We start from the raw sequence: 24,355 nt of genomic DNA on the forward strand, positions 1-24,355 counted from the left end.
TGAAGCAAATATGACTAGTGAAGAAAACAAACCCAATCCGAATTATTTCTCCAACTTTGCAATTATCTCAATTTACCCCCCGCTAACTTATTTAAGTCTTTTTAACCAGCTCTGCCTGTGCCAAATCAAGCTGCTCTATCTTACAAAGCAATTGCTTTCATTTTTTTAGAAGCAGCAAATTTACATGCTTTATTTCTAATTTTAATTATCCATATTAACAAATTTTAGCTACTATGTAGGCATAGTGCTGGGTTTTAGCCCAACACTATGCACATTTCAAAAGGTGGCATAAACAACAGAATGACGCTGGGCTTGTAACCCAGAGCGAAGGTTATTTGCGTTTATGCTTTATTGTTCTTTTATAGCTATTTCCATTCTTATAATCACCTTTTTCTTTAAACATCGTTACAAGACTTAAGCCATTGTGCTTCTTGCTCACTTGCTCTACAACTACAAAATAGCCGTCAACTTGTTTATAGCTTGTTATCTTTTTTAAACCATTATCCTATGCAATTATTATAGTTTCATCAGCAGCTTTAACGATGTTTCTATAATTTGCTAAGTCATTGTAGGTTATAGGGAGTTGTGAATTGCTTTTAACAAGCTTTGAATCTTCCCCATGCCTGTTTAGTGAGTGCCTTATCGCACTAAAATCTATCATAGCTTTAGCATCGTTTGGATACTTCAATCCTAGCTCTTCAGATAGTTTTGGTTCTAGTATTTCAACAGCGACTTTCTTATTACTCTTTTCAATGTATTCAACCACTTCAGGCGTGAAATTCTGTTCGCCTAAAATAAGCATGTCTCTTCCTTTGCTTGGGCTTGTGTTAATACATTTTTTAATTTCATCAAGAGAGAGTTTTTCCATCATGTAGTCTTTAGGGTTTTTATCAAAACCTTGATTATACGATTTTTTCACTCGTTAATTTTTTGACCTTATTAAAAGATTTGGTTATAGCTCATTCTCATAGTCCACTTCTTGATTAAGTAAGGTTCAATCAGCTATTTCATATAGCAAAAGATTGAGCCTAACCACTTTCTCAAGCGAGCTGATAATGCCCCCCTCTTGGTGTTTTTATCTCTAATTTTAGTAATGCCTAACTAATTCAAAAGATTTTTTCATGCCCACAATCAATTATGGCGGTATTTATAGACCAATTAATTTTTTAATTCATTCTCAAAGCAAAATTAGAATGATTTTAAACTCTTTAATCAAAACAAATAGCTATAACTTGCCTGAACAAAAATACCATTCAAAAAACTAGAATGCTCAAAAGAATTTCTTATTTTTGAAAAGGGTATTTTTGCTCCAAACTCTATGCGATGATGGTTTGCAATCGTGCTACCAACCCCTACATTAAACAATCCATTATAACCCATAAACAAGCTATTTTCTATGCCTAAGCGGATATTTTGATAGAAATTTCCTATTCCAAGCCCCCCATACACTCCCAAACTGAATTTTTTATAGGTGTAAAAATTACTCAATACATCAACATTCACGCTCAATAAAGAAGTTACAATGGTGTTTAGTGCTGTGGGTTTTAGCACCATTAAATAAGAAAAATCAGTTCTTAAGGCTAAAAATTTCAAAAAAGCGAACTGATACCCCCCTTTGACCCCCCATAAAAACGCCGTATAATCGGTGTTAAAAGTTTTTTGTTGTGTTTGAATAGGGGCTAAACCCACCATAGCCCCCAAGAACAAATGGCTTCTTTTAGACTCAAACGCCCCTAACAAACTAAAGAGCAAACAAAGAATTAAGCAAATCTTTTTCATTTTAAGGTTTTTTGACTTTGATAGAACCGCTTAATCTTGTCATCTATAGGAGCCAGCAAACGATAAAAAACCGGCACAATGAGTAAGCTCAACACCATAGAAATCATCAAGCCCCCACTCATTGCAATTCCTATAGGAGATTTCATTGCCGCTCCATCCCCACTCGCTAGTGCCAAAGGCAACATGCCACAAACCATAGCAATGGTAGTCATTAAAATCGGTCTCAAACGAGTTTCCCCAGCAAATAAAATAGCTTCTTGAATACTACAACCTTTTTTACGCTCTTCATTAGCCACATCAATCAAAAGCGTGGCATTTTTACCCACCATACCTATGAGCAAAATCAACCCCATCATAGAAAACATGCTCAAAGGCTGGTGTGCTAAGGCTAAAGCAAAAAACGCTCCAGAGAAGCTTAAAGGCATGGTAACCATAATGATTAAGGGCTCTAAAATGGATTCATACAATGCCGCTAAAATCATATAAATCAACACAAACGCTGTAGCTAGAGCAATCATAAACTCCGCACCGGTTTCTTTAGTGTTATTAGCTTCACCTGTGAAGCTGTAATTCGCCCCTTCAACAAGCCATTCTTTGGAGTGTTTGCTCACTTGCTTTAAAATCTCACCTAAGGAAACGCCCGCACTCTTATTAGGCTCAGCAAACACCGTAACGCTGCGCTCACGATTATAACGAGTGATATTAGACGCACTCTTAGTTTCTTTGATTTCTACCAAAGCATCTAAAAACATCAATTTGTCGTATTTATTACGCACTTGTAAGCGTTTGATGTCTTCTATAGACACCCGCTTATTACTAGGCACTCTAATGACCATATCATATTCTTTTCCATCTTGTTTGAATACGCTTGCTTGAGAAGTCCCAGAAAATGCGGAACTTACCACCATACCGATTGCTTGAGCGCTAACGCCGTATTTATTAGCATTTTGTCTTAAAATTTTTAGTTGCAATTGCGGTTGCGATTCGCTAGTGCTGGTGTGATAGCTCTCAACCTTGCCTTTGAGTTCGTTGCTCTCTAATAAGAATTTCTTCAAATTTGCCACGCTCTTATCCACCACTTCTTGAGAATGTGCAAAAACAAAAGCTTGAAAAGGCGAACTATCCCCACCACCTAAAAGAGCGACTTCAGAAAAATTGATACTCTCTAAATCTTTAGCTTCAGGCATGCCATCTAGTTCCTTCTTCAAAGCCCGCATAAGAGCAAATTGCCCTAATTTCCGTTCTTTTAAAGGTTTGAGTTGCACAAAAATCCTAGCCTTAAAAGGGCTTTTGATGCTTCCATAGCCTACTTGTAAGGTTGTAAACTCCACTTCACTATGTTTTTCAATGGCTTTTTGAAAATTCTTAGTCTTTTGTGTCATGTAGTCTATACTCACACCAGGGCTTGCCTTAAGCCATACTTGAAACTTCCCCCTATCTTCTTTAAGCATAAAATCCATACCAAGCCTAGAAGCTACAAAAAGCGAACTAAAAAACACCAAAACCACTGCTAAAAACACAATGAGTTTATGCTCTAAAACCCATTTGAGTAAGCTTACATAACGAGACTCTAAGGCTCTAAAAAAAGGCTCGCTCCACACATAGAAGCGTGAATGTTTGGGGCTTACCACAATGGAACTTACCATAGGAATAATGGTAACGACCACCACATACGATAATGCAATCGCTAAAGCCACTGTAATCCCAAAACTCTCAAAAAAGCGTCCGATAATGCCCTTCATATTCCCTATAGGCACAAAAACTGAGAGCAACATCGCAGAAATTGCCACCAAAGCAAAGCCGATTTCTCTCACCCCTTCATAACTTGCTGTGCGTTTATCCATACCCATTTCCAGCTTTTTATGGATATTTTCAATCACCACAATTGCATCATCAATAATAATGCCTATCGCTAGAGTTAAGGCCACCATAGTGAGCATATTTAGAGAAAATCCCATCCATTGAATGAGAGCAAAAGTTCCCATAATAGAAATAGGAATAGAAATCGCTGAAACTAAAGTAATCGTGCCACTACGCAAGAATACAAACACGACTAAAACCGCTAAAATTCCCCCCAAGATTAAGTCAAATTTCACATCTTCAATAGAAGCACGAATATAAGTGGTAGAGTCCATAAAAGGTCTGATTTCATAATTAGAGCTGATTTCTTGAATGTGTTTTAATTCACGATACACCCTATCTACAATTTCAATTTCATTCGCCCCAGCAATCTTTTGAATCTCCAAAATCACACCGGGTTTCTCTTTGAAACTCGCAAAAGTATTGTTTTCTTCTAAGCCTATTTTAACTTTAGCAATATCACTCAGACGCACATGATTAGCCACCTGAATATTTTCCACATCTAAAACGCTATAACTATTAGCATTCACTAAAATATCTAGCTCTTTTTGGCTATTAACAATACGCCCCCCATCAATTTCTACATTCTCTGTTTTAAGGGCGTTAAAAAGGTCTGCATAAGTGATATTGTATTTATTCATCAAAGTAGGGTCAGCATAAATCCTGATTTGCTTTTCCCTAAAACCATTGAGTTGCACACCCCCTACCCCACTGATTTTTTGGAGCATGGGCTTAATGGTATTTTTAGCGTAGTCATTAATGGTCGCAATAGGCACGCTTGAACTACTTACAAATAACGAAATAATGGCTTGACCGCTGGTATCAAATTTATCAATAGATGGTTTTTGAATGTTAGGGTCATCAAAACGCACGGAAGAAATTTTATTCACCACATCATTTAGGGCTTCATCATTAGGTTTTTCTAGCTCAAACTCAATCGCAACAGAACTCACATTCCTAGCACTATTAGAAGTAACCTTCTTAATCCCATCAATTCCCATAACCGCTTCTTCAATTTTATCGGTTACTTTGCTTTCTATAATCTCAGCACTAGCCCCCGGATAGATAGTATTAACCACCACAATAGGAATATCAATATTAGGAAAAAGTGCCACACTAAGCTTCTTAAATCCCATTGTCCCAAAAAATACAATCGCAAGAGCAAACATCAAGGTTGTAATAGGACGACTAATCGCTACTTTATACATACTAATTCCCTACTACTCAAGCGTTTGGATAAATCCATCGCCAAAAAGTCCCACAGCCATGTGATTAGACACCAAGGCTTCAGCACTCACCTTTCTGGTATTTTCATCAATAGCTGGATAAATCTTAGTGATTTTAGCTTCGTGTTTATGAGAATCTCCATCTACAGAATAAGTGTAAATGTCCCCCACTTTCACTGAATCAATGTATTTGGAATCAAATTCTAACACTAATTTTTTTGAATGACTAATCAGTCTTAAAAGCACGGTGTTATTCGCATTCACCCCTTCGCCCACTTGAATATTCTTGCTTGCCACTATGCCATCAAAAGGGGCTCTTAGAATCGTTTTATTCAATACAGAAATAGAGTAGGCATAATCAGATTCTAAGCGTTTGTAATCAGTTTTATAACGCTCTAAGGTGTTTTTATCCACAGCACTACCTATTTTATTGTAGCGTTCGTATTGTTTTTTAGCAAAAATGAGTTGTTGCTCAATAGAATTGCTTTGAGCTTGTTTATCTTGATTATATAAGAGCAACAAAACATCGCCCTTTTTTACCACACTCCCTTCAGTAACTTTAATGCTATCTACAATACCATAGCTATCTAAAGTGAGCTTAGAATCTTGTGTGGCTTTCACATTAAAAATAGCATATACTCTTTCACTCGCTTCTATGCTCAAAAAACTAAAACATAATCCCATTAAAATTTTTTGTATCATTTTGATTCCCCTTAATGCACATAATCTTGTATTTTATGCCCGCTATAAAAAATATAATTAGCTTTTTGCATTTCATAATTATTTAACGCTAGGTTATAAGCCACTTCCGCATCAAAACGAGTGCTTAACCCCCTTAAATAAGTGGTAAAATCCACTAAATTTGCATCGTATTTCTTCTTAATACTCATAAAAGAAAGATTAGCTGATTCTAAACTTGCCTTAGAAGATTGAATCTTAGCCTTAGCAATTTCTAGCGATTTTCTATAAAGTTGTTCATCTTTAGCTTGTTCTAACTTCTTGTAAGCTAAATTCTTTTCGCTCGCTAATTTACCTAATACAATAGATTGTTTTTGTAAGCTCAAACCTATACCATCAAAAACTTTCATGCTCACGGTAACTCCAGCAGTATTTTGCTGACCTGGATAGAAATTTCCTGCAAAACCTTGTGCATAAGCAGGCTTTTGAATCCAATATTGCCATGAGTCAAACACATCTACACTAGGGTAATAGTTAAGTTGCTTGTTTTGGTATTTGAGTGCGACAATTTTCTCCCTTAAAGAAACTAAATCTTGGCGTTCTCTTAGCTGTAAATTAGGCACATCAATGGCTGTCTTTTTTAGATTTTCCACATTTAAATTCGTTAAATATTCCAAAGTCAAGCGGTTTTGTTCTAGTGCAAACTGAATATCTAAAATATCGTATTCGCTCAAGCTCCCTTGCGCTTTCAAGCTTTGCAAATCATCAATGGTCGTTAACCCTTCGTCATAAAGTTTAGAAACTCTTTTAATATCTATTTTGATTTGCTCTAATTTTTTTTGATAAGCAATCAAGCGAGCAAGATTATTAAAATACTGGTAATATTGTTGCACCACTTGTAGATATACACTTTGCTTAGCATATTCTAAGTTTGCTACGCTAGAGCGATAGGTTGCAGATTTTTCTTTAACATTATTCACACTGCTAAACCCATTAAACACATTTAATTTGACTTGCGCTGTCAATTGTTGTGTGTTATAGCGTTTAAACGCTGGCGTGTCTCTGTTTTCATTTTTAAAATTATAATGCATATCAAAAGTAGGTAAAAACATCGCTTTTGAAATGGTATGGTTTTTCATCGCTTGCTTGACATTCAGTTCTTGAGCTTGTAGGCTAAGATTAGTCGTTGCACCTTTTAGCAATTCATAAAGTCCTAGAGCAGCTTTATCGCTTTTTTCATGGTATTTAGAAATTTCCTTAGTAATGCTAAAGTCCGTTTGAGCAGACTCTGAAGCGATAAAACTAGGGGTAACTTCTAACGAATTTGTTAAAGGTTTGAGAAGTTTTAGGTCTTTATGGTTGTATTGATTGAGAATTTGCTTAATTTCTGTCGGAGTTTTAGAAAAATTTTCTGCTAAAGCTAATACCCCACACAGCCCCCACAAACTAACATACCGCATAATAGTATTCATAAAGCCCCCCTATCGCTTAGACCTGCTACGCACCAATTGCACTAAATACTTAGCGTTCTCTCTAGGTAAATCAGGTAGCATTCCATGCCCTAGGTTAAAAATATGCCCTTTATTACCCATAACTTTTAAAATCCTTTCAACACCTTCTTCTAAGGCCTTTTTACTATAAAGGCGAGCAGGCTCTAAATTTCCTTGTAAAACATATTTATCTTGAAAAACCTTCTTTGCATTTTCTAAAGGAACACTCCAATCAATCCCTAGCACATCAAACTCCCCATCTATGCTATCTAAAAAGCCACCAATTCCTTTAGGAAATAAAATTATAGGAACATGTGAATAACGCTTTTTAATCTCTTTAGAAATCATTTTCATATAATGCCAGCTAAAATCTAAATAAGCTTCTTTTTCTAACGCATTCGCCCATGAGTCAAAAACCATAACCGCATTAACCCCTGCTTGAATTTGGAGACTCAAATACTCTATAAGCTCTATAGTAAGCTTTTCTAATAAGGCATGCAAAATCTTAGGCTCGCTATAGAGCATTTTCTTGCTTTTAGCATAAGTCTTGCTCCCTTCACCTTCTATCATATAAGTGGCTAAAGTCCAAGGCGAACCACAAAAGCCTATTAACGCCTTATCCTTTGCTAGTTTCTTACGAGTTTGAGAAATCGTAGCATAGACATATTCTAAATTTTTAGCCGCCCCACTCTTCAAGCTTTCTACACTTTTTAAATCCGTAATGGTTTGTAAAAAATGCGGCCCCTTTGTGGGAATAAATTCCAAATCCAAGCCCATTTCTAAAGGCACGACCAAAATATCACTGAATAAAATAGCCGCATCCACATCTAAAATCTCTACAGGCTGTAAAGTAACTTCTGTAGCTAAATCGCTGTTTTTACACAATTCTAGGAAACTTCCAGCCTTTTTGCGCGTCTCTTGATATTCACTGAGATAACGCCCAGCTTGACGCATCATCCAAATAGGTGTGTAGGGTGTTTCTTTTTTAAAACATGCATCAATAAAAATCATTGTAAATCCTTAAATATTTATCTATTATTTATTTTTGGTTAATTCTAAATTCTACAATAAGTATTTTATCCTAAAAATTTAGTAAAATCATAAAATGTAAAAGTGATACCAATAGAATAAATGTTTAATCGTGGCGTGCCAAAAGCTTTGGAAAACTTGCTTTCAATAAAATAAAAAGGAATGCCACCCCTTGCTTCTACGCTCAAACCAAAATTTTTAGCCACATTAAAGAATATTCCTATACTACCCACAGCAGATTGAATATTGAATTGATATTTATCTATCTTAGCCCCTAAGATTTGGAGTTGATACCCTAATGAGATTTTAGGAACTACCCACCCCCTAAAAAGTCTCACACCCGCCATAAACCCCGCACTCATAAAATAAGACCTACCCATTGCACCATCCAAGTAGCCCCCTAATAAAAACTTATCTTTCACTATTTTACCCGCTTCAAGAGCTAAAATGGCGTCATGGTATTTTTTATTGATTAAAATAGGGGGACGATTCTTGGGGCGAATGGGAGATTTTTTGGTCGTTTGCATGTGCTGGTAAAGATAGCCGATTTTAAAGGAGCCGAAATATTTTTTTGTCGGCTCTAAAGGCTTAAAGAAATGATTCTTAGCACACAAACCCCTTCCAAAAAGACCTAGTGCCAAGCCAAAAAGAGATACAAGAAGCATAAGAGATGCAAGGAATCTAAAAAATCTAAGAAGCAAACACAAGCTTTAACTCCAATTTTTGCTTAGAAAATTCTACAATTTTTCCATGAAATCTCGCATAAAGTTGTGCCAAAGAAATAGGATTTTCATAAAGCGCTAAAGCATGGCTTAAATTCTCTTTAATGCCTTTTTCAAAAAAGCTTTGCAATGTGTCATAATCTTCTATTTCTATGCCTAATTTTTTTAAAAAAAGATAGCTGTATTTATCCACTACCATCACTTCTTTAGCACACACATAGCATAAAATTGCATCCGCACTTTCTTTACCAATACCCTTTTGTTTTAAAAGCCACTCTCTAGTTGCTTCATTTTTAAAATTTTCAAAACTTCCAAAGTCGTTTAAAATATTTCCACTCAAACTAATGAGTCGTTTTGCTTTTTGGTTATAAAACCCGCTAGGACGAATGCATTCTATAAGCACTATAGGCTCAATATTAGCGAATTTCTTAAGATTAATTTCATCATCACTCTCTAAGAAAAGAGCGTTTTTTAAATTTTCTAAAGACTTCAAAACGGCTTCAAATTTTGTATTCTGCGTCAAAATCGCTCCTAATAAAGCTTCAAAACGAAACGCTTCAGGCCACCACCAAGCGGGGGCATTTTTTAATAAGTCCAAGCTCCTTAAAGCCTTTAGAATCTCTAAACTATCTAACATCAAAAACCTTGCAAATTAAAGAAATTAAAAGAATATTTTAGAAAAAGAAGTTAAATCTAGCTACCATGATGTTAAATCAAAGCTCCCTGACTAGCATAAAAGCTAATGCCTTAAAAAGCACTAGCTCCATACAAATATCCTCTAAACTATGTCAAAAGCCTTAAGATATTTTGCTGAACGGTATTAGCCTGACTCATTGCATAGCTACCTGATTGTGCCAAAATGTTATTCTTGTTGAAGTTAGCACTCTCTTCAGCAAAATCTACATCTCTAATTTGAGATTCAGCGGCTTTCACATTCACCTGAGTGATACTGATATTATTCACGGTGCTAACCATTTGATTTTGCACAGAGCCTAAATCAGAACGCACCTTATCTAGCATTTTCATAGCAGATTCAGCAATATCCATAACGACCATTGCACCCCTTAAGGTTGTAACCCCAGCTCCCAAGCTATGATTACCACTAGCAATAACAGCGTTATAGTTTGCACCGCTTGCTGATTTGACATCGGCGTTAAAATTTCCTGTAACATCACGCAAATTCACGGTGGTTTCTGCTACTTGAGAGTCTCCAAAACCAATCGCACTAAAGCCCATATTTTGTGAATCAGAAGCTGATACCACATTAATGCTCTTAGCGTCTAATCGTGAGAGAGAGAGTCTTCCATAGTTAGTAGAACCTTGCGTTAAATCCTGTCCGCCATTAACGGTGGTTAAAGCACTAGGCACACCATCAGCTTTATCGGCTTTTAAATCAATCCCACGCCCATCAATGCTACGCAAATTCAAGCGACCGTCTTGGTCAGTGTAAGCTTCTACGCCCGTTTCACTGGTAACTGCATTAATCGCTGCAACCAACCTTCCATCAGTGTCGTTTTTCTTAACGGCTACAATGTTGCCTAAATGGATTCCATTTAAAGTCAAATTACTCACATTACCTGATTGCACAGAAGTATCACTGGTAGTAATAACATTAGCAGTCGCCCTAATACCGGTTCGGTTAGAGTTTTTGTTAATCACTTCCGCTAATACGCCAATTCCAGTGCCTGCTGAACTAGAAATTTTCACACTCTCTAAGGTTACATCATTCACGCCATCCACTTGTCTGAAAGTCAAACTAATGTCTCCAGAAGCTGTAATCAACGAACCTGTAGCGATTCTTACTTGACCGATTTTATCTGAAGTGGTAGAACCAATAGAAGCCTTGATGCTTTGGTTAGAATAAGCGCCCACTTGGAACTCTTTGTTAGTAAATTGACCAGACAACAACGCTTGCCCATTATAAGTAGTCGTATTACCAATATTATCCAAACCTTGAATCAAACGAACAATATCAGACTGAATCGCTTTACGAGATTCTGTAGTTTGCCCATCTTGAGCCGCTTGAGTGGCTTTAACCTTAACGGTATCTAGAATTTTTAACTGCTCATCCATAGCCTTATCTGCAATTTGGATAATCCCCATGCCATCATTAGTGTTAGCAATCGCTTGACCTAAGCTACTCGCTTGCGAACGCAAAGAATCTGCAATAGTCATGCCTGATGCGTCATCAGCCGCCTTGTTGATTCTCAAACCTGAACTCAATCGCTCTAATGAAGTCTTAAGCGCGTTTTGAGTAAGAGTAGATTGCACATGCGCATTTAACGCATTAATATTTGTATTGACCTGAAAAGCCATTGTTGAACTCCTTGTTGTTAAACCCAAAGGCATCCTTGCTTTTGGTTAAAGCTACAATCGGTTAGAATTTAAAATTTTAAAGAGCAAAGTGAATATTTTATTTTTGGATTTAGCATCCAAACCAAGTAACGCTCATCTCTGTTATTAGATACGCTTTTAAACATCTCATAACAAACGATACTTCCAAAGAACTTCAAAGGAATGTTTTATTATTTTTAGGTATAATCACAAAGGATAGGCTTACCCCTAGAGACCTTTAATTATTGTATATCATAAGAATTGAAGGAAATTTTTGCATATTTAACTTAATTTTAAGGAATACTATAATGTTTGGAAATAAACAGCTACAGCTTCAAATCAATCAGAAAAATTCTGAGATTATGGCACTAAAAAAAGAAGTCAATCTCTACCATAACCTTTTGGATTTGTGCTTGCATGAAGGTTTTATAGGTATCAAAAACAATAAAATAGTCTTTAAAAGTGGGAATCTTGCAGACTTAAATAATCTAGAAGAGCAAAGCATTCATTTTAAAGAAAATGCAGAGAGCATTGATTTGCAAGGTGTTTCTTATTCTTCAAAAAGCCAAAATATTGATGGCGTGCAGTATTTTTCACTCGCTAAAAAAACAAGTTGTGTGGGGGAATACCATAAAAATGATTTGTTTAGAACTTTTTATGCGAGCCTTAAGGAAGGTTTGGAAGGGGCTCAAGAAAGCATGCAACATCTCCATCAAGAGACTGGCGAACTTCTAAGTGCGAGTAAGAACGGCGAAGAGCATTCTATTGAAGGGCTAAAAACCGTTAATAAAGCAAGCCAAAACATTGAATCTCTTTATGAAAAAATGCAAAATGCCACTTCATTAGCTGACTCACTCAATCAACGCAGCAATGAAATCACTCAGGTAATTTCTCTTATTGATGATATTGCAGAACAAACCAATCTCTTAGCCCTAAATGCCGCCATTGAAGCCGCACGAGCAGGTGAGCATGGCAGAGGCTTTGCAGTGGTAGCTGATGAGGTTAGAAAACTAGCTGAAAAAACCCAAAAAGCCACTAAAGAAATCGCTGTCGTAGTTAAAAGCATGCAACAAGAAGCTAATGATATTCAAACTAATACTCATGATGTCAACTCTATTGTAGGCTCCATTAAGGGCGATGTAGAAGAACTTCAGGCGGGTGTAGAAAATAACAGAATTGTCGCCAAGGCAGCAAAATATACAATCTACAACATTAATAACCGAGTATTTTGTGGTCTAGCTAAACTTGACCATGTAGTCTTTAAAAACAATCTTTATGGCATGGTCTTTGGTCTCAACTCATTCAATACCACCAGCCATAAAAGCTGTCGCTTAGGCAAGTGGTATTATGAAGGTGCTGGCAAAGAGAATTTTGCTAATACCTCAGGCTATAGAGCTCTTGAGAGCCACCATGCAAGCGTGCATACTGAAGCTAACGAGCTGGTTAAAGCGGTTCAAGAAGAGCATACTACAGATTTGAAATATCTAGAGCATAAAGTGCATTTAATAGAAGATAGTGCTAAGCATGTTAAGGAAAACATTGATAAAATGTTTGTTGAAAAACGAGACGAATTACATAAGATTATTGAAGAAGTTCAAAAAGGTAACTGATTTTTTGTATCTCAAACAAAAGGTCAAACTCCCATGTTCTCTAAGCAATTAGAAGCTTTACGCCGCACTAAACGCTACCGCAAGAGGGAGTTGTTTAGCCCTTTATTAAAAGACTATGCTTCTAATGACTATTTGGGTTTGAGTGTTAAAAAAGACTTGCTTGAAAAAGCCTTTAAAAAACTTCAATCTTATGATACTCATGCTCCAAAAGCTTCTATGCTAGTTAATGGCTACCACCCCTTGCATGCTGAATTAGAAGAGCAACTAGCCCGTTTGCTAGGTTTTGAAAACGCCCTTTTAGTAGGAAGTGGCTTTTTGGGTAATTTAGCTTTAATAGACACTCTCTTAGTTAAAAACGCTCTGTTATTTATAGATGAGCATTACCATGCAAGTGGTGTTTTTAGCACTAAAATTAAACCTAATCAAGTTATTTTTTTCTCACACAATAATGCTAAGGATTTAAGACAAAAGCTCTTAAAAGCCCCTAAAGACAAGCTCAAATTTGTGGCTATTGAAGGGGTCTATTCAATGGATGCAAGCATTGCTCCTTATGCCATTTACGAAAGCACTAAGGAAAGTCCTAACACCTTTTTGATTGTTGATGAAGCCCATAGTTTTGGCACTATCGGAGATAATTTGCTAGGCTTTTTAGAATACTACCATATCCAAGAAAAAGAGCGTATTATTAAACTCAGCACTTTTTCTAAGGCACTTGCAAGCTATGGGGCTTGTATTTTGGCTTCTTCAAAAATAATAGATTTTTTAGTCAATCGTGCAAAAAGCGTGATTTATACCACCGCCTTAAGCCTACTAGACACAGCATTAAGTTTAGCCCATCTAGAATACTTTATTGCACAAAAAAAAGAGTTGAAAAAGAAGCTTAAAGAACACCAGCAAATCATTTTTGAAAGCTTAGGTATTTCTACCCCTACAGGATTTTTTACCTTAGAGTTTGAAAATAATTCCACTCTTCTAAACACCCATCATTTTTTGAAAGAAAAAGGATTTTTAGTGGGAGCTATTCGCCCTCCTACGGTTTCTAAACCCCTTTTACGCATTTCTTTGTCTCTCAAAAATAGCTTAGAAGACACCAAAGAACTTGCCACAATTATTCGCAATTTATCCTACAATAAAGTTTCTAAAGATTTTTCTACCAAGAGTTATTGATGACAAAAAAGATTTTTTATGGTTTTGGCATTTTTGTTTTGATTGTTGTAGGAGTTTGTGCGGTGCTTATTGTTCAAGTTTGGGTTAATACCGACAAAGATGTTGCAAAAATCAAGGATTATCGCCCCAGCATTGCTTCACAGATTTTAGATAGAAAGGGGCGTTTGATTGCTAATATCTATGATAAAGAATTTCGTTTTTATGCCCATTTTGAAGAAATTCCCCCCAAAATCATTGAAAGCTTGCTAGCTGTAGAAGACACACTCTTTTTTGAGCATGGAGGAATCAACCTAGATGCCATTATGCGTGCCATCATTAAAAACGCTAAAAATGGGCGTTACACCGAAGGGGGTAGCACACTCACACAACAGCTTGTTAAGAACATGGTGCTTACACGAGAAAAAACCCTTATAAGAAAGCTCAAAGAAGCCATCATTTCTTTACGCATTGAAAAAGTCTTAAGCAAAGAAGAAATCTTAGAGCGTTATTTAAACCAAACTTTTTTTGGGCATGGGTATTATGGTGTCAAAACTGCAAGCCTAGGGTATTTTAAAAAACCCCTTGATAAACTCAGCCTTAAAGAAATTGCCATGCTAGTTGCTCTACCTAGAGCTCCAAGTTTTTATGACCCTACAAAGAATTTAGAATTTTCGCTTTCTAGGGCTAATGACATTCTAAGGCGATTATATTCTTTAGGGTGGATTTCTTCTAGTGAGCTAAAACCCGCTCTGAATGAAGTGCCTATTGTTTATAACCAGACTTCTACTCAAAACATCGCTCCTTATGTCGTAGATGAAGTCCTTAAACAACTAGACCACTTAGATGGCTTAAAAACTAAAGGCTACACCATTAAATTGACTTTGGATTTAGACTATCAACGCTTGGCCTTGGAGTCTTTGCGTTTTGGGCGTCAAAAAATCTTAGAAAAAATTGCTAAAGAGCAAGTCGTAATTGATAAAGATACACCACCTAATGAAAACGAGGATAATTTGAATGCTAGCATGGTAGTTACAGACACTAAAACAGGTAAAATCCTTGCTCTAGTGGGCGGAGTTGATTATAAAAAAAGTGCTTTTAATCGTGCCACACAAACTAAACGACAATTTGGAAGTGCTATCAAACCTTTTGTGTATCAAATTGCCTTTGACAATGGCTATTCCACCACTTCTAAAATCCCTGATACTGCACGGAATTTTGAAAATAGCAACTACAATAAAAATCATGAACAAAACCATGCTTGGCATCCTAGCAACTATTCTCGCAAATTTTTAGGGCTTGTAACCTTACAAGATGCCTTAAGCCATTCTTTAAATCTAGCTATCATTAACTTAAGCGACCAGCTTGGCTTTGAAAAAGTTTATCATTCTTTAAACGATATGGGTTTTAAAAATCTCCCTAAGGACTTGTCTATTGTGCTAGGAAGTTTTGCTATTTCACCTATTGAGGCGGCTGAAAAGTATTCTCTATTCTCCAACTATGGCTCAATGCTTAAGCCCATGCTCATTGAAAGTATCACCAACCAGCAAAATGAAGTTAAGACTTTCACCCCTATTGAAACCAGACAGATTACTTCTAAAGAACAAGCTTTTTTAACCCTTTCGGTGCTAATGAATGCCGTAGAAAATGGCACAGGCCGTCCAGCACGCATCAGTGGTTTAGAAATTGCAGGCAAAACAGGAACTTCCAATAATAATGTTGATGCTTGGTTTATCGGCTTTACCCCCACTTTACAAAGTGTGATTTGGTTTGGACGAGATGATAACACACCTATTGGCAAAAAAGCGACTGGAGGCGTTGTGAGTGCACCTGTATATTCTCACTTTATGCGCAATATTCTAGCCATTGAACCTTCTTTGAAAAGAAAGTTTGATGTCCCAAAAAACATGCATAAAGAAATCGTAGATAAAATCCCCTACTACTCTAGCCCAAATTCTGTTATGCCAGCTCCCAAAAAGGGGAATGACACCGAAGAGAACTTATTGTTTTAAATATCTTTTAAAGCAAGAAAACTTATCTCTCCCCCCTACTTGTTCTTACCCAAACTACATTCCCACAGGAACTTTGATGTCTCCATAATTCACAGAATCTTTAAAAATCTCATCAACCTTAGCCACAAGGCTTTTAATCGTCTGATTATCTAGAGATAACTTATGCAACCCTTGAACCAACACATCTTTATCAAAGGAGCGTGCACGCACTAATGCAAACACTTCCTCATTATTAGGATTAATATAAATTCCCAAACGATTGACATTGCTTAAACTATCATAAATAGCTTGTGTCATTTGGATAAACATTTCATTAGTAAGCTTCTGTTTAATATTGTTATGCTTTGAGAGATAAGACTCTTTGAGCTTATGCACAATGTTTTGAGCCACTCTAATCGTAGCTCGCTGTGTGGCGGTTTTTTCTACCTCTTCAGTTTTCTTGCCGTCCACAATATGTGAACTATCCACCCCTTGTGTAACATACTGGCTACGATTTTGCAACATCCAATATGGCACATCTTGCAAAAAGGAATTTTTTTGCGAAGTGTTTACACAAGTGCAAGCCTGCAATATTAAAACACCTAGTCCACACAAAGCCAATTGCTTCCCTTTAGAGAAAGTTTGTTTCAACATTTTAAATCCCCTTTATCTTTAATTTTACGAAGTGTAACACAAATCTTTAAAGTTTTAAGTAATGATTAGATAAAAATACAAGAAAAATAAAATGATTAAATATTTGTTAAAAAAATTAACACTTAGTGAACAAGCATTAGAATAAGCCGGGTTCTGTCAACGGATGGTCATTTATCTAGGAAATATTTTACAATATTTCTCAAGCGAAGCGTGTATTAATTTAGACTTACCATGCACTTCTTGCTACAAATTGGGTTTACCCAAACAAGCTAAATCGCTCTAGCTTTGGTGGGCTCTTACCCCACCCTTTCACCCTTACCTTAAAAAGGCGGTTTGCTTTCTGTGGCACTCTCCCTTAGCTCACGCTAGCCATCTGTTAGATGGAATTTTGTCTAATGTAGCCCGGACTTTCCTCTATTGTTAAAAATAGCGACCATCTTCTAATGCTTCAGCATATTAGAAAAAAATAGCTTTAAAAGAGTTTAAAATGAAAGGGTATAAAGAATATTTTTATCCCCTTCATAGCTAATAACTACAAGCTGTTTATCTCTAAACCCACCAGCACTAATATTTTTAATTTCTTTAGGCAGGCCATAAACTTTAACAATCTCTTCTTTTTTGGGGTCTAATACTAAAAGAGTGTTAAATTCTTTACTGATAGCATAAAGCTTATCGTCTTTTAAAGCTAACGCACTTATATGCAACTCGCCTAATTTTCTCTTTTCTTTAAGTTTTATACCACCAAGTCCAAGAATATACTCCGCATGCACTTGCTTATCGCTATTAAGCATAGATACGATAATCAAATCATTATAACGCTTATTTGGAGCCGTAACAAGATAAGTGTATTTTGAATCTCTTCTTGCACCACTAATATAATAGTTTTTTGCCCTAGAAGTTTTTAAGCGGTTACGCTCTACTTCATCAAAAGAGTTAGCCCCCTCTAAAAAATAAGGGTAATTTTTAAGGGCGTTAGCGTTTTTATTAGGAGTAATTTCTACGCTAGTTTTATTATTACCCATAATCACAATATTTTCATCTTCGTTAAAATCCGCTCCCACAAACGAACCTACCGTAGCACTATAATAGCTATCCAAAACCATATGGCTATGAATGGTTTTCAAATCGTTACTCACAAGATAGAGACCTTGGTTTTCTGTGGTAAGAATCGCATTTTCTTCGTTAAAACTTAAATCCGTAATCGCTCCATTAAGTTTTAAAGAAAGCGCTTCTTTTTTTTCAATCTCTAAAGTTTTGGTGATTTCTAAAGGCGAATGTTGATAATCATTATCCTTAGGTAGGGTGCTTAATTTAATAGGCTCGCCCACATCTCTTCTGCCTAAAACACTTCTTGGGAATTTCAAATCGCCCCAATTTTCCATAGACCAAACAGCCTCTTTTAAATTCCAAGAAAAACGCACTGGGTCACTTTGCCCTATATAAGGAAAAGGTCCTGTAGAAAAAAATGCTTGCACCACATTAGAGCCTACTACCACAAAGAAAACCCAAAAAGCGCTTTTATTGAGCGTATTTAGTGAGCGTTCTTTAAAATTTTGAATGCTAGGGGCAAAAAAGAGCATAAGGCTCAAAAGTACCACCACGCTAAAAAAAACAAAAAACGCCCAAAATTGCGTGTGTAAACCTAAAATGGCTAACGCAAAGCCCTGACCCACATCTTCTAAGGCATGACTACCGGTATGATAAAAACTCTCATATAACCCACTACTAGCAATCAATAATAGCAAGGCAATATATCTAGGCTTAAAACCAAAACGCACCACTAAAAGCGCTACCGCTCCTACAAAAATCATGTTCATGCGTTGTGCCCAGCAAAAAATACAGGGCGAATCTTTCAAAACATAGCCAAAATAGAAATTCGCTAAGCCAACAGGAAAAATCAAAATCCCTAAAATGGCTAAAGAAAAAAGGGTATAAAACTTATGGTTTTCTTTATTCATGTTATCCCCCTATAGATTGATATTAGGTAAAACACTAGAGCTGTGGGCTATAAAAATAACCAACTCTACTAACCATACCACAATCAAAATCCCAAACGCCAAATTCTCTTTTTCAGGCTTTTTAAACGCTATAAAAATAGCGATTAGACTTAAGAGTAATCCTAAAAACTCCATGCTATTCCTTAAAATTTTCGTAGGATTATACTTAAAAACAGACCATTAATAAACAAAACCAAAAAATTTATCTAGCTTTCAAAACACCCACCCATAATTCATAAACACATTAAAATGCCCCATGCCTATTGTGAGAATAGTTTCATAACTTGTATTTTGAACCCTTAAATTTTGCTTGATAAGGGGCAAAGAAATCCCAATAGAATATTTAGAATGTTTGTAGCGGTAGTTCAAACCTGTTGCAACATTTAAATTAGTCCGATTAAACCCTTGATGATAGACATAAAAATGGCTATAAATCCCCCTAACTGAACCAAAAATCCCAAAACTAGAAACAAAACTTTTCTTACTGCTATAAGTTGTTATAAAATCAAACAACGCATCTATACCCATACCTAAGCCCATGTGTTTTATATTATTTAATGAAGCGTATGAATTTGAAGCGTAGTCATATTTCAAGAGTCCATAATAGGCTAAACCCACATAATCATTAAAATATTTTTGATACCCCACTTTCATATCCATACCTACTTGAGAATTAGCATAATGAGAGCGGTTGGAAGAAGAATTTTGATAAGAAGAATGAGCGTTTGAAATATTAGTTAAAACATAATTTAGGTTTTGTATAAGCAACGCATAGCTACTTACCGTTACACTCCCATCATCATAGTGACAAGTATATTGACGCGACACTAAATGGCAGTTAGCACCTTGAGGTCCATAAGATGAACCACCTTGATAAGGATTAACGCCATAAGGGTTACCTTGTAAATTAGCATTAGGATTAGTGTAAGGACCACTTGTAGCATTACCCTCTAAAGGTTGCCATATGTCTCCTTTCATCCAACCGCCATCTCGGTCGTTATCATTCCAATAAGATGGAAATTGTGGTTGAGTAAAAGGCACTTTAGGGTCAGGCAAACCATTATCCACCTTGCCATTATTATAAAGCACAGGCAAGGCTCGCTTTAATACCAAGTCTCCCCACACGGTTGCCACAACCCCACCAAAGCTCTGTGGGTCGTATTTGGTAAAGTTGCCCCAATGACTATACCCCTTAGTATGAGCGTATTCATGCACCAAGGTGTTAAACATTCTGCGGCTTGCATCATTATTATTCAAACCACCTGGCTTATTGACTAGCCCTTCTTTTAGAATAGGGCTAAAATCAGGGTTTAAAAAGGCTGGGTTAACATCTAGGCTACGAGGGGTTGACCACCCATATGCATTTGTTCGCTCTCTAACCAAACCTATATTTAACTCATTGCTAGGTGCACGAAATTGCTTAATCACCTCTTCAGCAGGAATGTTATCATATTGAGTCTGACTAATATTGCCTTGAAATTTAAAATACTTGCCCGCATCCATAATTTTGTCTGCCCATTCTTTGGAATCAAACACAGCCGCCAAATCCAATAAATCATTCACAAAAAGTTGTGCAGTCTCTGGGGTAAAAGAAGTGTAGTATTTAGGGTCTCTTCCATAGTAATCTTTGTGCTGATAAAAGACACCATGAATGTTAGTCGTAATTTTATCCACATTATCTAAAACACGCTTGGTTACTTCATCAGAGCTACTTGATGCTTTAAATACAAAGCTTTCTGTAGGGATACTTTGAGATTGAAAATGCTCTAAATTTTTAAACAGATTTTTATCTATAGTAATGTCTGCACTCTTAGGAATATCTTCCATATGGGCTATATGGACTTCTTTGAGCTTACCATTATCATTGACCCTTACATACACATCAACCTGATGTAAATCATAGGGTAAGAAGTTTTTCATATCAATTTGACTATCTTTAATAGTTGTTGCAATAGGATTGGTCGTAGAAAAATGGATACCATTAATTTTACCTTGCTCAAAAACAGGGTGCTGATTTTTAATTTCACTTTTAGTAATTTTATCAAGCATATTTGTCTCAATAGAGTGTTTCAATATGGGATAATCAATCGGTTTTTGCGGTCTGCCATAGACATTCACATTAGGTAAGGGGGTTGTATTTAAAGTTTTACCATTGACAACATTAGTCTTAGGGGCAGAAGCATCAGTAGAGTCTAGACATGCAATATCCGGACTGGCACTATAAGGACAAGGATTAGAAGAATCAACTATAATAGTCTTAGAATTATGCGACTCACTAGGGCTTGCATGTTGCTCTTGGGATTTAGTAGAACTTGGCAAATTAGATTGGGAGTCAACGGAATGTGCTTGGGGGGGGGTTACAGGCTCTTGGGTTTGAGTGGATTCTTGTGAATTTTTGGGGTGTTTTGGGGAACTACTAGAAACAACAGCAGATGGTTTTTCAACAGATGGTTTTTCTAACTTAGGACTCTTAGAATGATTGCTTTTTAAAACATTAGGGTTTTGTTTAACGCCTTGATAAGCTATTCCATTATAATCCATTGAAGTGGGCGTGATATTTTGAGAAATAGGCTCTTTAGTTGCATTAATTACGCCGGCTTCAAAACCAGCTTCTAAGAAAAACCCATCCTTAGGGTGTGCATCTAAGCTTAAAATAATTAATGGCAAATATTTTGAATAATTTTTCATTAGATTTGATTCCTTTTATTTAATAATTTTGATAGTCATACTTGAATTTAATATCAGCAAGAAACACGGCTTGATTGACAATGCAACAATTAGCCTAGAAAGAAAATGAAGCGTATTGAGAATTAAGATTTTTAAATCCCTAGAGGATAAAACAGCAAAATACTGAACCCCCCCCTCCCCAAAAAATCCAACAAGGAAAACACTCATTATCTCCTTACTTTTAGGGCTTCTAAAGCATGCTTTTTGCCAATTTCAAAGGCTTTTTTATTTGTCTCAGCGACTTTTGCGGGAACTTTTTTGAGCATGGTATCTAGCACAATATTTTCTTCTACACATTTAGTAAGCTCCACCGTAATAGCCAATGCCACTACAGATTGCGTGATGATATTACCCACTTCATCTTTAGCGATACTAATAATGGGGATTTTATAAATTTGGTATTTTTCTTCATCTTCTTTGGTAGGCGTTACCAAATTAGGGTCAATAACAACGATACCGCCTTCTTTAATATCACTTTTAAATTGATTGTAGCTTGTTTGAGCGACTGAAAGCATAAAATCAATCTCGCCTTCTTTAGCATAAGGAAAAATAATTTCGTCTCTATCTAACAAAATATCTACCTTAGTAGGCCCCCCACGCACTTGCGAAGTGTAAGTGGAAGTCTTAGTGCCATAGCCCCCACTCACAATCTTAGCTTCAGCTAAAATCTCTCCAGCTAACAAAACACCTTGCCCCCCAACGCCTGTAAATCGTAATTGTGCTTCCATTATTGTTTTCCTTGTGCTTTTTCAATGATTTCTTGATAGGCTTCGCAATATTCTTTTCTATTAGTGTCATGCTTTAAAATACCAGTAGGAAACTTATCAACCCTTTCTTCAGGACTCATTTCTTCAAATTGGCGTTTGCTAACTAATCGGCTTTCAATCCATTTCAACATTTGAGACGCTTCGCCCATTTTATTCTTACGCCCTAAGTTAATATGGCAATTACTATGAATATCAAAGAAGCTAAAGCCCTTGTGTGAAAAGCCTTCTTTAAGCACCTTTTCTAATTTCTGAGGGTCTAAAACACTCTCTCTAGCTACAAAACTAGCCCCTGCAGCTGTGGTTAAAGCACATGGGTCAAATTGATTATCAATATTTCCCCATTGAGCCGTAACTGTCCACATGCCATTTGGAGTGGTGGGCGAAGTTTGAGAGTTAGTCAAACCATAAATAAAATTATCTACTAAAATAAAGTTCAAATCAATGTTTCTTCTGCATGCATGCATGGTGTGATTACCCCCAATAGCAAAGCCATCACCATCGCCAGAAACCACAATCACATGCTTATCTGGATTGGCTAGCTTAATTCCTGTTGCATACGCTACGGCTCTACCATGCGTAGTATGAACAGTGTTGCAATTCACATACGAGCTCATACGACCACTACAACCAATCCCACTCACCAAGCACACATCATCCATTTTCCAGCCTAGTGCATCAATAGTGCGAATAATGGATTTTAAAATCACGCCATCGCCACAGCCCCAGCACCATAAAGTGGGCATTTTATCCACACGCAAATATTCATCATAATTAAACGCCATTTTAAAGCTCCTTCAACTTTGCGATGATTTGTTTAGGCGAAATCGTGCGCCCATTTGCTTGACCAAAGAAATGCACTTTTCTTTGCATAACTCTTTCAATTTCTTCTAAATATTGCCCTTTATTCAATTCAATCACAAGGATTTTCTCGTATTTATCCCCTATTTCTTTCAAGCGTTTGTCTGGGCTTGGCCATAAGGTCTTAGGTCTAAAAAATCCGATTTTTTGATGGCTTTCTTTTTGATAATCTTTTAAAGCTTCTTTGACCGCTAAAGAAACAGAACCATAGGCAATAATCACAATTTCAGCACCTTCTAAATCCATTTCTTCATTTTCGTTGATAATGTCTTGTTTAGACTCAATCTTATTAAATAACCTATCCATCAAATCCCCACCGATTTTGGCATCTTCAGTAGGGAAACCAATAGGTCCGTGATGAAGCCCAGAAACATGGTAGCGATAGCCCTTAAAGAAAGGATTTAAAACGGCTGGCTCATCTTGTGCTACTCCATAAGGCTTATAGTCTTTTCTATCGCCCATAAATTCCTTGCGATTGATAGTCATTTTTTGCACTTCTTCTAAAGTAGGAATTTGCACCTTACCATACATATGTCCCACGGTTTCATCCATAAGCAAGAATACCGGAGTCATAAGCATTTCAGCTAAATTAAACGCACGAATCGTCTCTGTATAAGCCTCTTGTAAACTAGCAGGAGCGAGTGCAACTGATTTAAAATCTCCATGGATTGGGTGCTTTAAGAAATTCACATCACCTTGTGCAACACGAGTAGGCATTCCAGTTGATGGACCTGAACGCATTACATCAACGATGACTAAAGGAATTTCTGCCATAAAACCATAGCCGATTTGCTCTACCTTTAATGAAATACCAGGACCGCTACTTGCTGTCATAGACTTAGTTCCGCTCATGCTTGCCCCTAAAGACACGCTAATCCCACTAATTTCATCTTCCATTTGGATAAAATGCCCCCCATGTTTAGGTAAAGCTGTGCTCATCGCATGCATAATATCCGAACTTGGCGTAATAGGATAACCCCCAAAAAATCTACACCCCACTTCAATAGCAGCCTTAGCTACTAACTCATTTCCATCAGAAATAATCTCACGCATGAATTGCCTCTCTTTTAAATAGTTTCTTCTAAGAGCATGTAGTTATTCGCCTTAACTCTCTCACTACGCTCTTTAGCTTCTTTTGAAACCTTAGCGAATTTAAAGTCTTTCCTATCGGCTACATAAATCGCAAAATCAGGGCAGTGTAACTCGCATTGCGTGCAACCTATACAGCTCTCTGGGTGAGCTACTTTTGCCACTTTTCCAAGCACCCTTTCCTTCTCAACTCCCATGCCAAGAACCCCAGCAGGACACACAGAGACGCAAATATCACAACCCTTACATCTATCTTCATTTACCCAAACAGGAATCCCATCTGGAGCGTTCATTTTAGCCATGTATTCTCCCTTTATGCTAAAAGTCTATGTTTTATAAAGCCTTAGCAATCAAAATTTGCTTAAAATTGTAGCAAGGCTTGTTAAATAAATTCTAAAATT

At 36.7% G+C, this 24,355-nt stretch carries 20 protein-coding genes and 1 other RNA gene; 3 read left to right on the plus strand and 18 right to left on the minus strand.

What is annotated here, in order from left to right; all coding sequences use genetic code 11:
- Positions 1 to 505 precede the first annotated feature (505 nt).
- The 9 genes from HCD_RS09285 to HCD_RS01250 all read right to left on the minus strand — a co-directional run bounded on the left by HCD_RS09285 (position 506) and on the right by HCD_RS01250 (position 11,100).
- Complete coding sequence (locus tag HCD_RS09285; RefSeq protein ID WP_014658801.1) at positions 506 to 919, minus strand: PBECR3 domain-containing polyvalent protein; 414 nt, start codon at positions 917 to 919, stop codon at positions 506 to 508.
- Positions 920 to 1,212: 293 nt separating this feature from the next.
- Positions 1,213 to 1,779, minus strand: coding sequence for an outer membrane beta-barrel protein (locus tag HCD_RS01215; RefSeq protein ID WP_014658802.1), 567 nt, complete (start codon positions 1,777 to 1,779; stop codon positions 1,213 to 1,215).
- Complete coding sequence (locus HCD_RS01220; RefSeq protein WP_014658803.1) at positions 1,776 to 4,847, minus strand: efflux RND transporter permease subunit; 3,072 nt, start codon at positions 4,845 to 4,847, stop codon at positions 1,776 to 1,778. Before HCD_RS01220 ends, HCD_RS01215 begins: the two co-directional genes overlap by 4 nt.
- Before the next feature lie 12 nt (positions 4,848 to 4,859).
- Positions 4,860 to 5,567, minus strand: coding sequence for an efflux RND transporter periplasmic adaptor subunit (locus HCD_RS01225; protein ID WP_014658804.1), 708 nt, complete (start codon positions 5,565 to 5,567; stop codon positions 4,860 to 4,862).
- Between the two features lie 11 nt (positions 5,568 to 5,578).
- A complete protein-coding gene (locus HCD_RS01230) occupies positions 5,579 to 7,015 on the minus strand; it encodes a TolC family protein (protein WP_014658805.1) in 1,437 nt (478 codons plus the stop codon).
- A 9-nt stretch (positions 7,016 to 7,024) separates the two neighbouring features.
- On the minus strand, positions 7,025 to 8,044 hold the full coding sequence (gene hemE / locus HCD_RS01235) for a uroporphyrinogen decarboxylase (RefSeq protein ID WP_014658806.1): 1,020 nt from the start codon (positions 8,042 to 8,044) through the stop codon (positions 7,025 to 7,027).
- A gap of 65 nt (positions 8,045 to 8,109) precedes the next feature.
- The gene (locus HCD_RS01240; RefSeq protein WP_041594869.1) at positions 8,110 to 8,727 is read right to left on the minus strand and encodes a hypothetical protein; all 618 of its coding nucleotides are present in this window, start codon (positions 8,725 to 8,727) and stop codon (positions 8,110 to 8,112) included.
- Positions 8,728 to 8,752: 25 nt separating this feature from the next.
- Positions 8,753 to 9,421, minus strand: a complete 669-nt coding sequence (locus tag HCD_RS01245; RefSeq protein ID WP_014658808.1) for a 3-methyladenine DNA glycosylase — start codon at positions 9,419 to 9,421, stop codon at positions 8,753 to 8,755.
- 146 nt (positions 9,422 to 9,567) lie between these two features.
- The gene (locus tag HCD_RS01250; protein WP_014658809.1) at positions 9,568 to 11,100 is read right to left on the minus strand and encodes a flagellin A; all 1,533 of its coding nucleotides are present in this window, start codon (positions 11,098 to 11,100) and stop codon (positions 9,568 to 9,570) included.
- 326 nt (positions 11,101 to 11,426) lie between these two features.
- Here HCD_RS01250 and HCD_RS01255 point away from each other — a divergent pair, with 326 nt between their 5' ends.
- Genes HCD_RS01255 through HCD_RS01265 form a run of 3 tightly spaced genes read left to right on the plus strand, consistent with a single transcriptional unit; the run spans position 11,427 to position 15,883 of the window.
- Positions 11,427 to 12,728: a methyl-accepting chemotaxis protein gene (locus HCD_RS01255; protein ID WP_014658810.1), complete on the plus strand. Its 1,302-nt coding sequence runs from the start codon at positions 11,427 to 11,429 to the stop codon at positions 12,726 to 12,728.
- 33 nt (positions 12,729 to 12,761) lie between these two features.
- Entirely contained in the window at positions 12,762 to 13,895 is a 1,134-nt protein-coding gene (locus tag HCD_RS01260) for an aminotransferase class I/II-fold pyridoxal phosphate-dependent enzyme (RefSeq protein WP_014658811.1), read from the plus strand.
- The gene (locus HCD_RS01265) at positions 13,895 to 15,883 is read left to right on the plus strand and encodes a transglycosylase domain-containing protein (RefSeq protein WP_014658812.1); all 1,989 of its coding nucleotides are present in this window, start codon (positions 13,895 to 13,897) and stop codon (positions 15,881 to 15,883) included. Before HCD_RS01260 ends, HCD_RS01265 begins: the two co-directional genes overlap by 1 nt.
- 54 nt (positions 15,884 to 15,937) lie before the next feature.
- On the opposite strand, the gene HCD_RS01270 is transcribed toward HCD_RS01265, so the two are convergent.
- The 9 genes from HCD_RS01270 to HCD_RS01305 all read right to left on the minus strand — a co-directional run bounded on the left by HCD_RS01270 (position 15,938) and on the right by HCD_RS01305 (position 24,256).
- Positions 15,938 to 16,516: a tumor necrosis factor alpha-inducing protein gene (locus HCD_RS01270; protein WP_014658813.1), complete on the minus strand. Its 579-nt coding sequence runs from the start codon at positions 16,514 to 16,516 to the stop codon at positions 15,938 to 15,940.
- A 127-nt stretch (positions 16,517 to 16,643) separates the two neighbouring features.
- Positions 16,644 to 16,965, minus strand: an RNA gene (gene rnpB / locus HCD_RS08820) — RNase P RNA component class A.
- A gap of 33 nt (positions 16,966 to 16,998) precedes the next feature.
- Positions 16,999 to 18,474 carry a disulfide bond formation protein B gene (locus tag HCD_RS01275; protein ID WP_014658814.1) on the minus strand — a complete coding sequence of 492 codons (1,476 nt, stop codon included), beginning with the start codon at positions 18,472 to 18,474 and terminating at the stop codon, positions 16,999 to 17,001.
- Between the two features lie 9 nt (positions 18,475 to 18,483).
- The gene (locus tag HCD_RS09415) at positions 18,484 to 18,648 is read right to left on the minus strand and encodes a hypothetical protein (protein WP_014658815.1); all 165 of its coding nucleotides are present in this window, start codon (positions 18,646 to 18,648) and stop codon (positions 18,484 to 18,486) included.
- Between the two features lie 78 nt (positions 18,649 to 18,726).
- Positions 18,727 to 21,201, minus strand: a complete 2,475-nt coding sequence (locus tag HCD_RS01280) for a porin family protein (protein WP_014658816.1) — start codon at positions 21,199 to 21,201, stop codon at positions 18,727 to 18,729.
- Positions 21,202 to 21,407: 206 nt separating this feature from the next.
- A complete protein-coding gene (locus HCD_RS01290; protein ID WP_014658818.1) occupies positions 21,408 to 21,968 on the minus strand; it encodes a 2-oxoacid:acceptor oxidoreductase family protein in 561 nt (186 codons plus the stop codon).
- Positions 21,968 to 22,789, minus strand: coding sequence for a 2-oxoglutarate ferredoxin oxidoreductase subunit beta (locus tag HCD_RS01295; RefSeq protein WP_014658819.1), 822 nt, complete (start codon positions 22,787 to 22,789; stop codon positions 21,968 to 21,970). Before HCD_RS01295 ends, HCD_RS01290 begins: the two co-directional genes overlap by 1 nt.
- A gap of 1 nt (position 22,790) precedes the next feature.
- Entirely contained in the window at positions 22,791 to 23,918 is a 1,128-nt protein-coding gene (locus tag HCD_RS01300; protein ID WP_014658820.1) for a 2-oxoglutarate synthase subunit alpha, read from the minus strand.
- Between the two features lie 14 nt (positions 23,919 to 23,932).
- Positions 23,933 to 24,256, minus strand: coding sequence for a 4Fe-4S binding protein (locus HCD_RS01305; RefSeq protein WP_014658821.1), 324 nt, complete (start codon positions 24,254 to 24,256; stop codon positions 23,933 to 23,935).
- Positions 24,257 to 24,355: the final 99 nt, after the last annotated feature.

Source organism: Helicobacter cetorum MIT 99-5656, assembly GCF_000259275.1.
In the GTDB taxonomy this organism is placed as follows: Bacteria; Campylobacterota; Campylobacteria; order Campylobacterales; family Helicobacteraceae; genus Helicobacter; species Helicobacter cetorum.

What these genes read in the sequence shown, in the direction of transcription:
- HCD_RS01215 (WP_014658802.1), bottom strand. Translation starts at nt 1,779, where the DNA reads ATGAAAAAGATTTGCTTAATTCTTTGTTTGCTCTTTAGTTTGTTAGGG.
- HCD_RS01220 (WP_014658803.1), bottom strand. Translation starts at nt 4,847, where the DNA reads ATGTATAAAGTAGCGATTAGTCGTCCTATTACAACCTTGATGTTTGCT.
- HCD_RS01225 (WP_014658804.1), bottom strand. Translation starts at nt 5,567, where the DNA reads ATGATACAAAAAATTTTAATGGGATTATGTTTTAGTTTTTTGAGCATA.
- HCD_RS01230 (WP_014658805.1), bottom strand. Translation starts at nt 7,015, where the DNA reads ATGAATACTATTATGCGGTATGTTAGTTTGTGGGGGCTGTGTGGGGTA.
- hemE (WP_014658806.1), bottom strand. Translation starts at nt 8,044, where the DNA reads ATGATTTTTATTGATGCATGTTTTAAAAAAGAAACACCCTACACACCT.
- HCD_RS01240 (WP_041594869.1), bottom strand. Translation starts at nt 8,727, where the DNA reads ATGCTTCTTGTATCTCTTTTTGGCTTGGCACTAGGTCTTTTTGGAAGG.
- HCD_RS01245 (WP_014658808.1), bottom strand. Translation starts at nt 9,421, where the DNA reads ATGTTAGATAGTTTAGAGATTCTAAAGGCTTTAAGGAGCTTGGACTTA.
- HCD_RS01250 (WP_014658809.1), bottom strand. Translation starts at nt 11,100, where the DNA reads ATGGCTTTTCAGGTCAATACAAATATTAATGCGTTAAATGCGCATGTG.
- HCD_RS01255 (WP_014658810.1), top strand. Translation starts at nt 11,427, where the DNA reads ATGTTTGGAAATAAACAGCTACAGCTTCAAATCAATCAGAAAAATTCT.
- HCD_RS01260 (WP_014658811.1), top strand. Translation starts at nt 12,762, where the DNA reads ATGTTCTCTAAGCAATTAGAAGCTTTACGCCGCACTAAACGCTACCGC.
- HCD_RS01265 (WP_014658812.1), top strand. Translation starts at nt 13,895, where the DNA reads ATGACAAAAAAGATTTTTTATGGTTTTGGCATTTTTGTTTTGATTGTT.
- HCD_RS01270 (WP_014658813.1), bottom strand. Translation starts at nt 16,516, where the DNA reads ATGTTGAAACAAACTTTCTCTAAAGGGAAGCAATTGGCTTTGTGTGGA.
- HCD_RS01275 (WP_014658814.1), bottom strand. Translation starts at nt 18,474, where the DNA reads ATGAATAAAGAAAACCATAAGTTTTATACCCTTTTTTCTTTAGCCATT.
- HCD_RS09415 (WP_014658815.1), bottom strand. Translation starts at nt 18,648, where the DNA reads ATGGAGTTTTTAGGATTACTCTTAAGTCTAATCGCTATTTTTATAGCG.
- HCD_RS01280 (WP_014658816.1), bottom strand. Translation starts at nt 21,201, where the DNA reads ATGAAAAATTATTCAAAATATTTGCCATTAATTATTTTAAGCTTAGAT.
- HCD_RS01290 (WP_014658818.1), bottom strand. Translation starts at nt 21,968, where the DNA reads ATGGAAGCACAATTACGATTTACAGGCGTTGGGGGGCAAGGTGTTTTG.
- HCD_RS01295 (WP_014658819.1), bottom strand. Translation starts at nt 22,789, where the DNA reads ATGGCGTTTAATTATGATGAATATTTGCGTGTGGATAAAATGCCCACT.
- HCD_RS01300 (WP_014658820.1), bottom strand. Translation starts at nt 23,918, where the DNA reads ATGCGTGAGATTATTTCTGATGGAAATGAGTTAGTAGCTAAGGCTGCT.
- HCD_RS01305 (WP_014658821.1), bottom strand. Translation starts at nt 24,256, where the DNA reads ATGGCTAAAATGAACGCTCCAGATGGGATTCCTGTTTGGGTAAATGAA.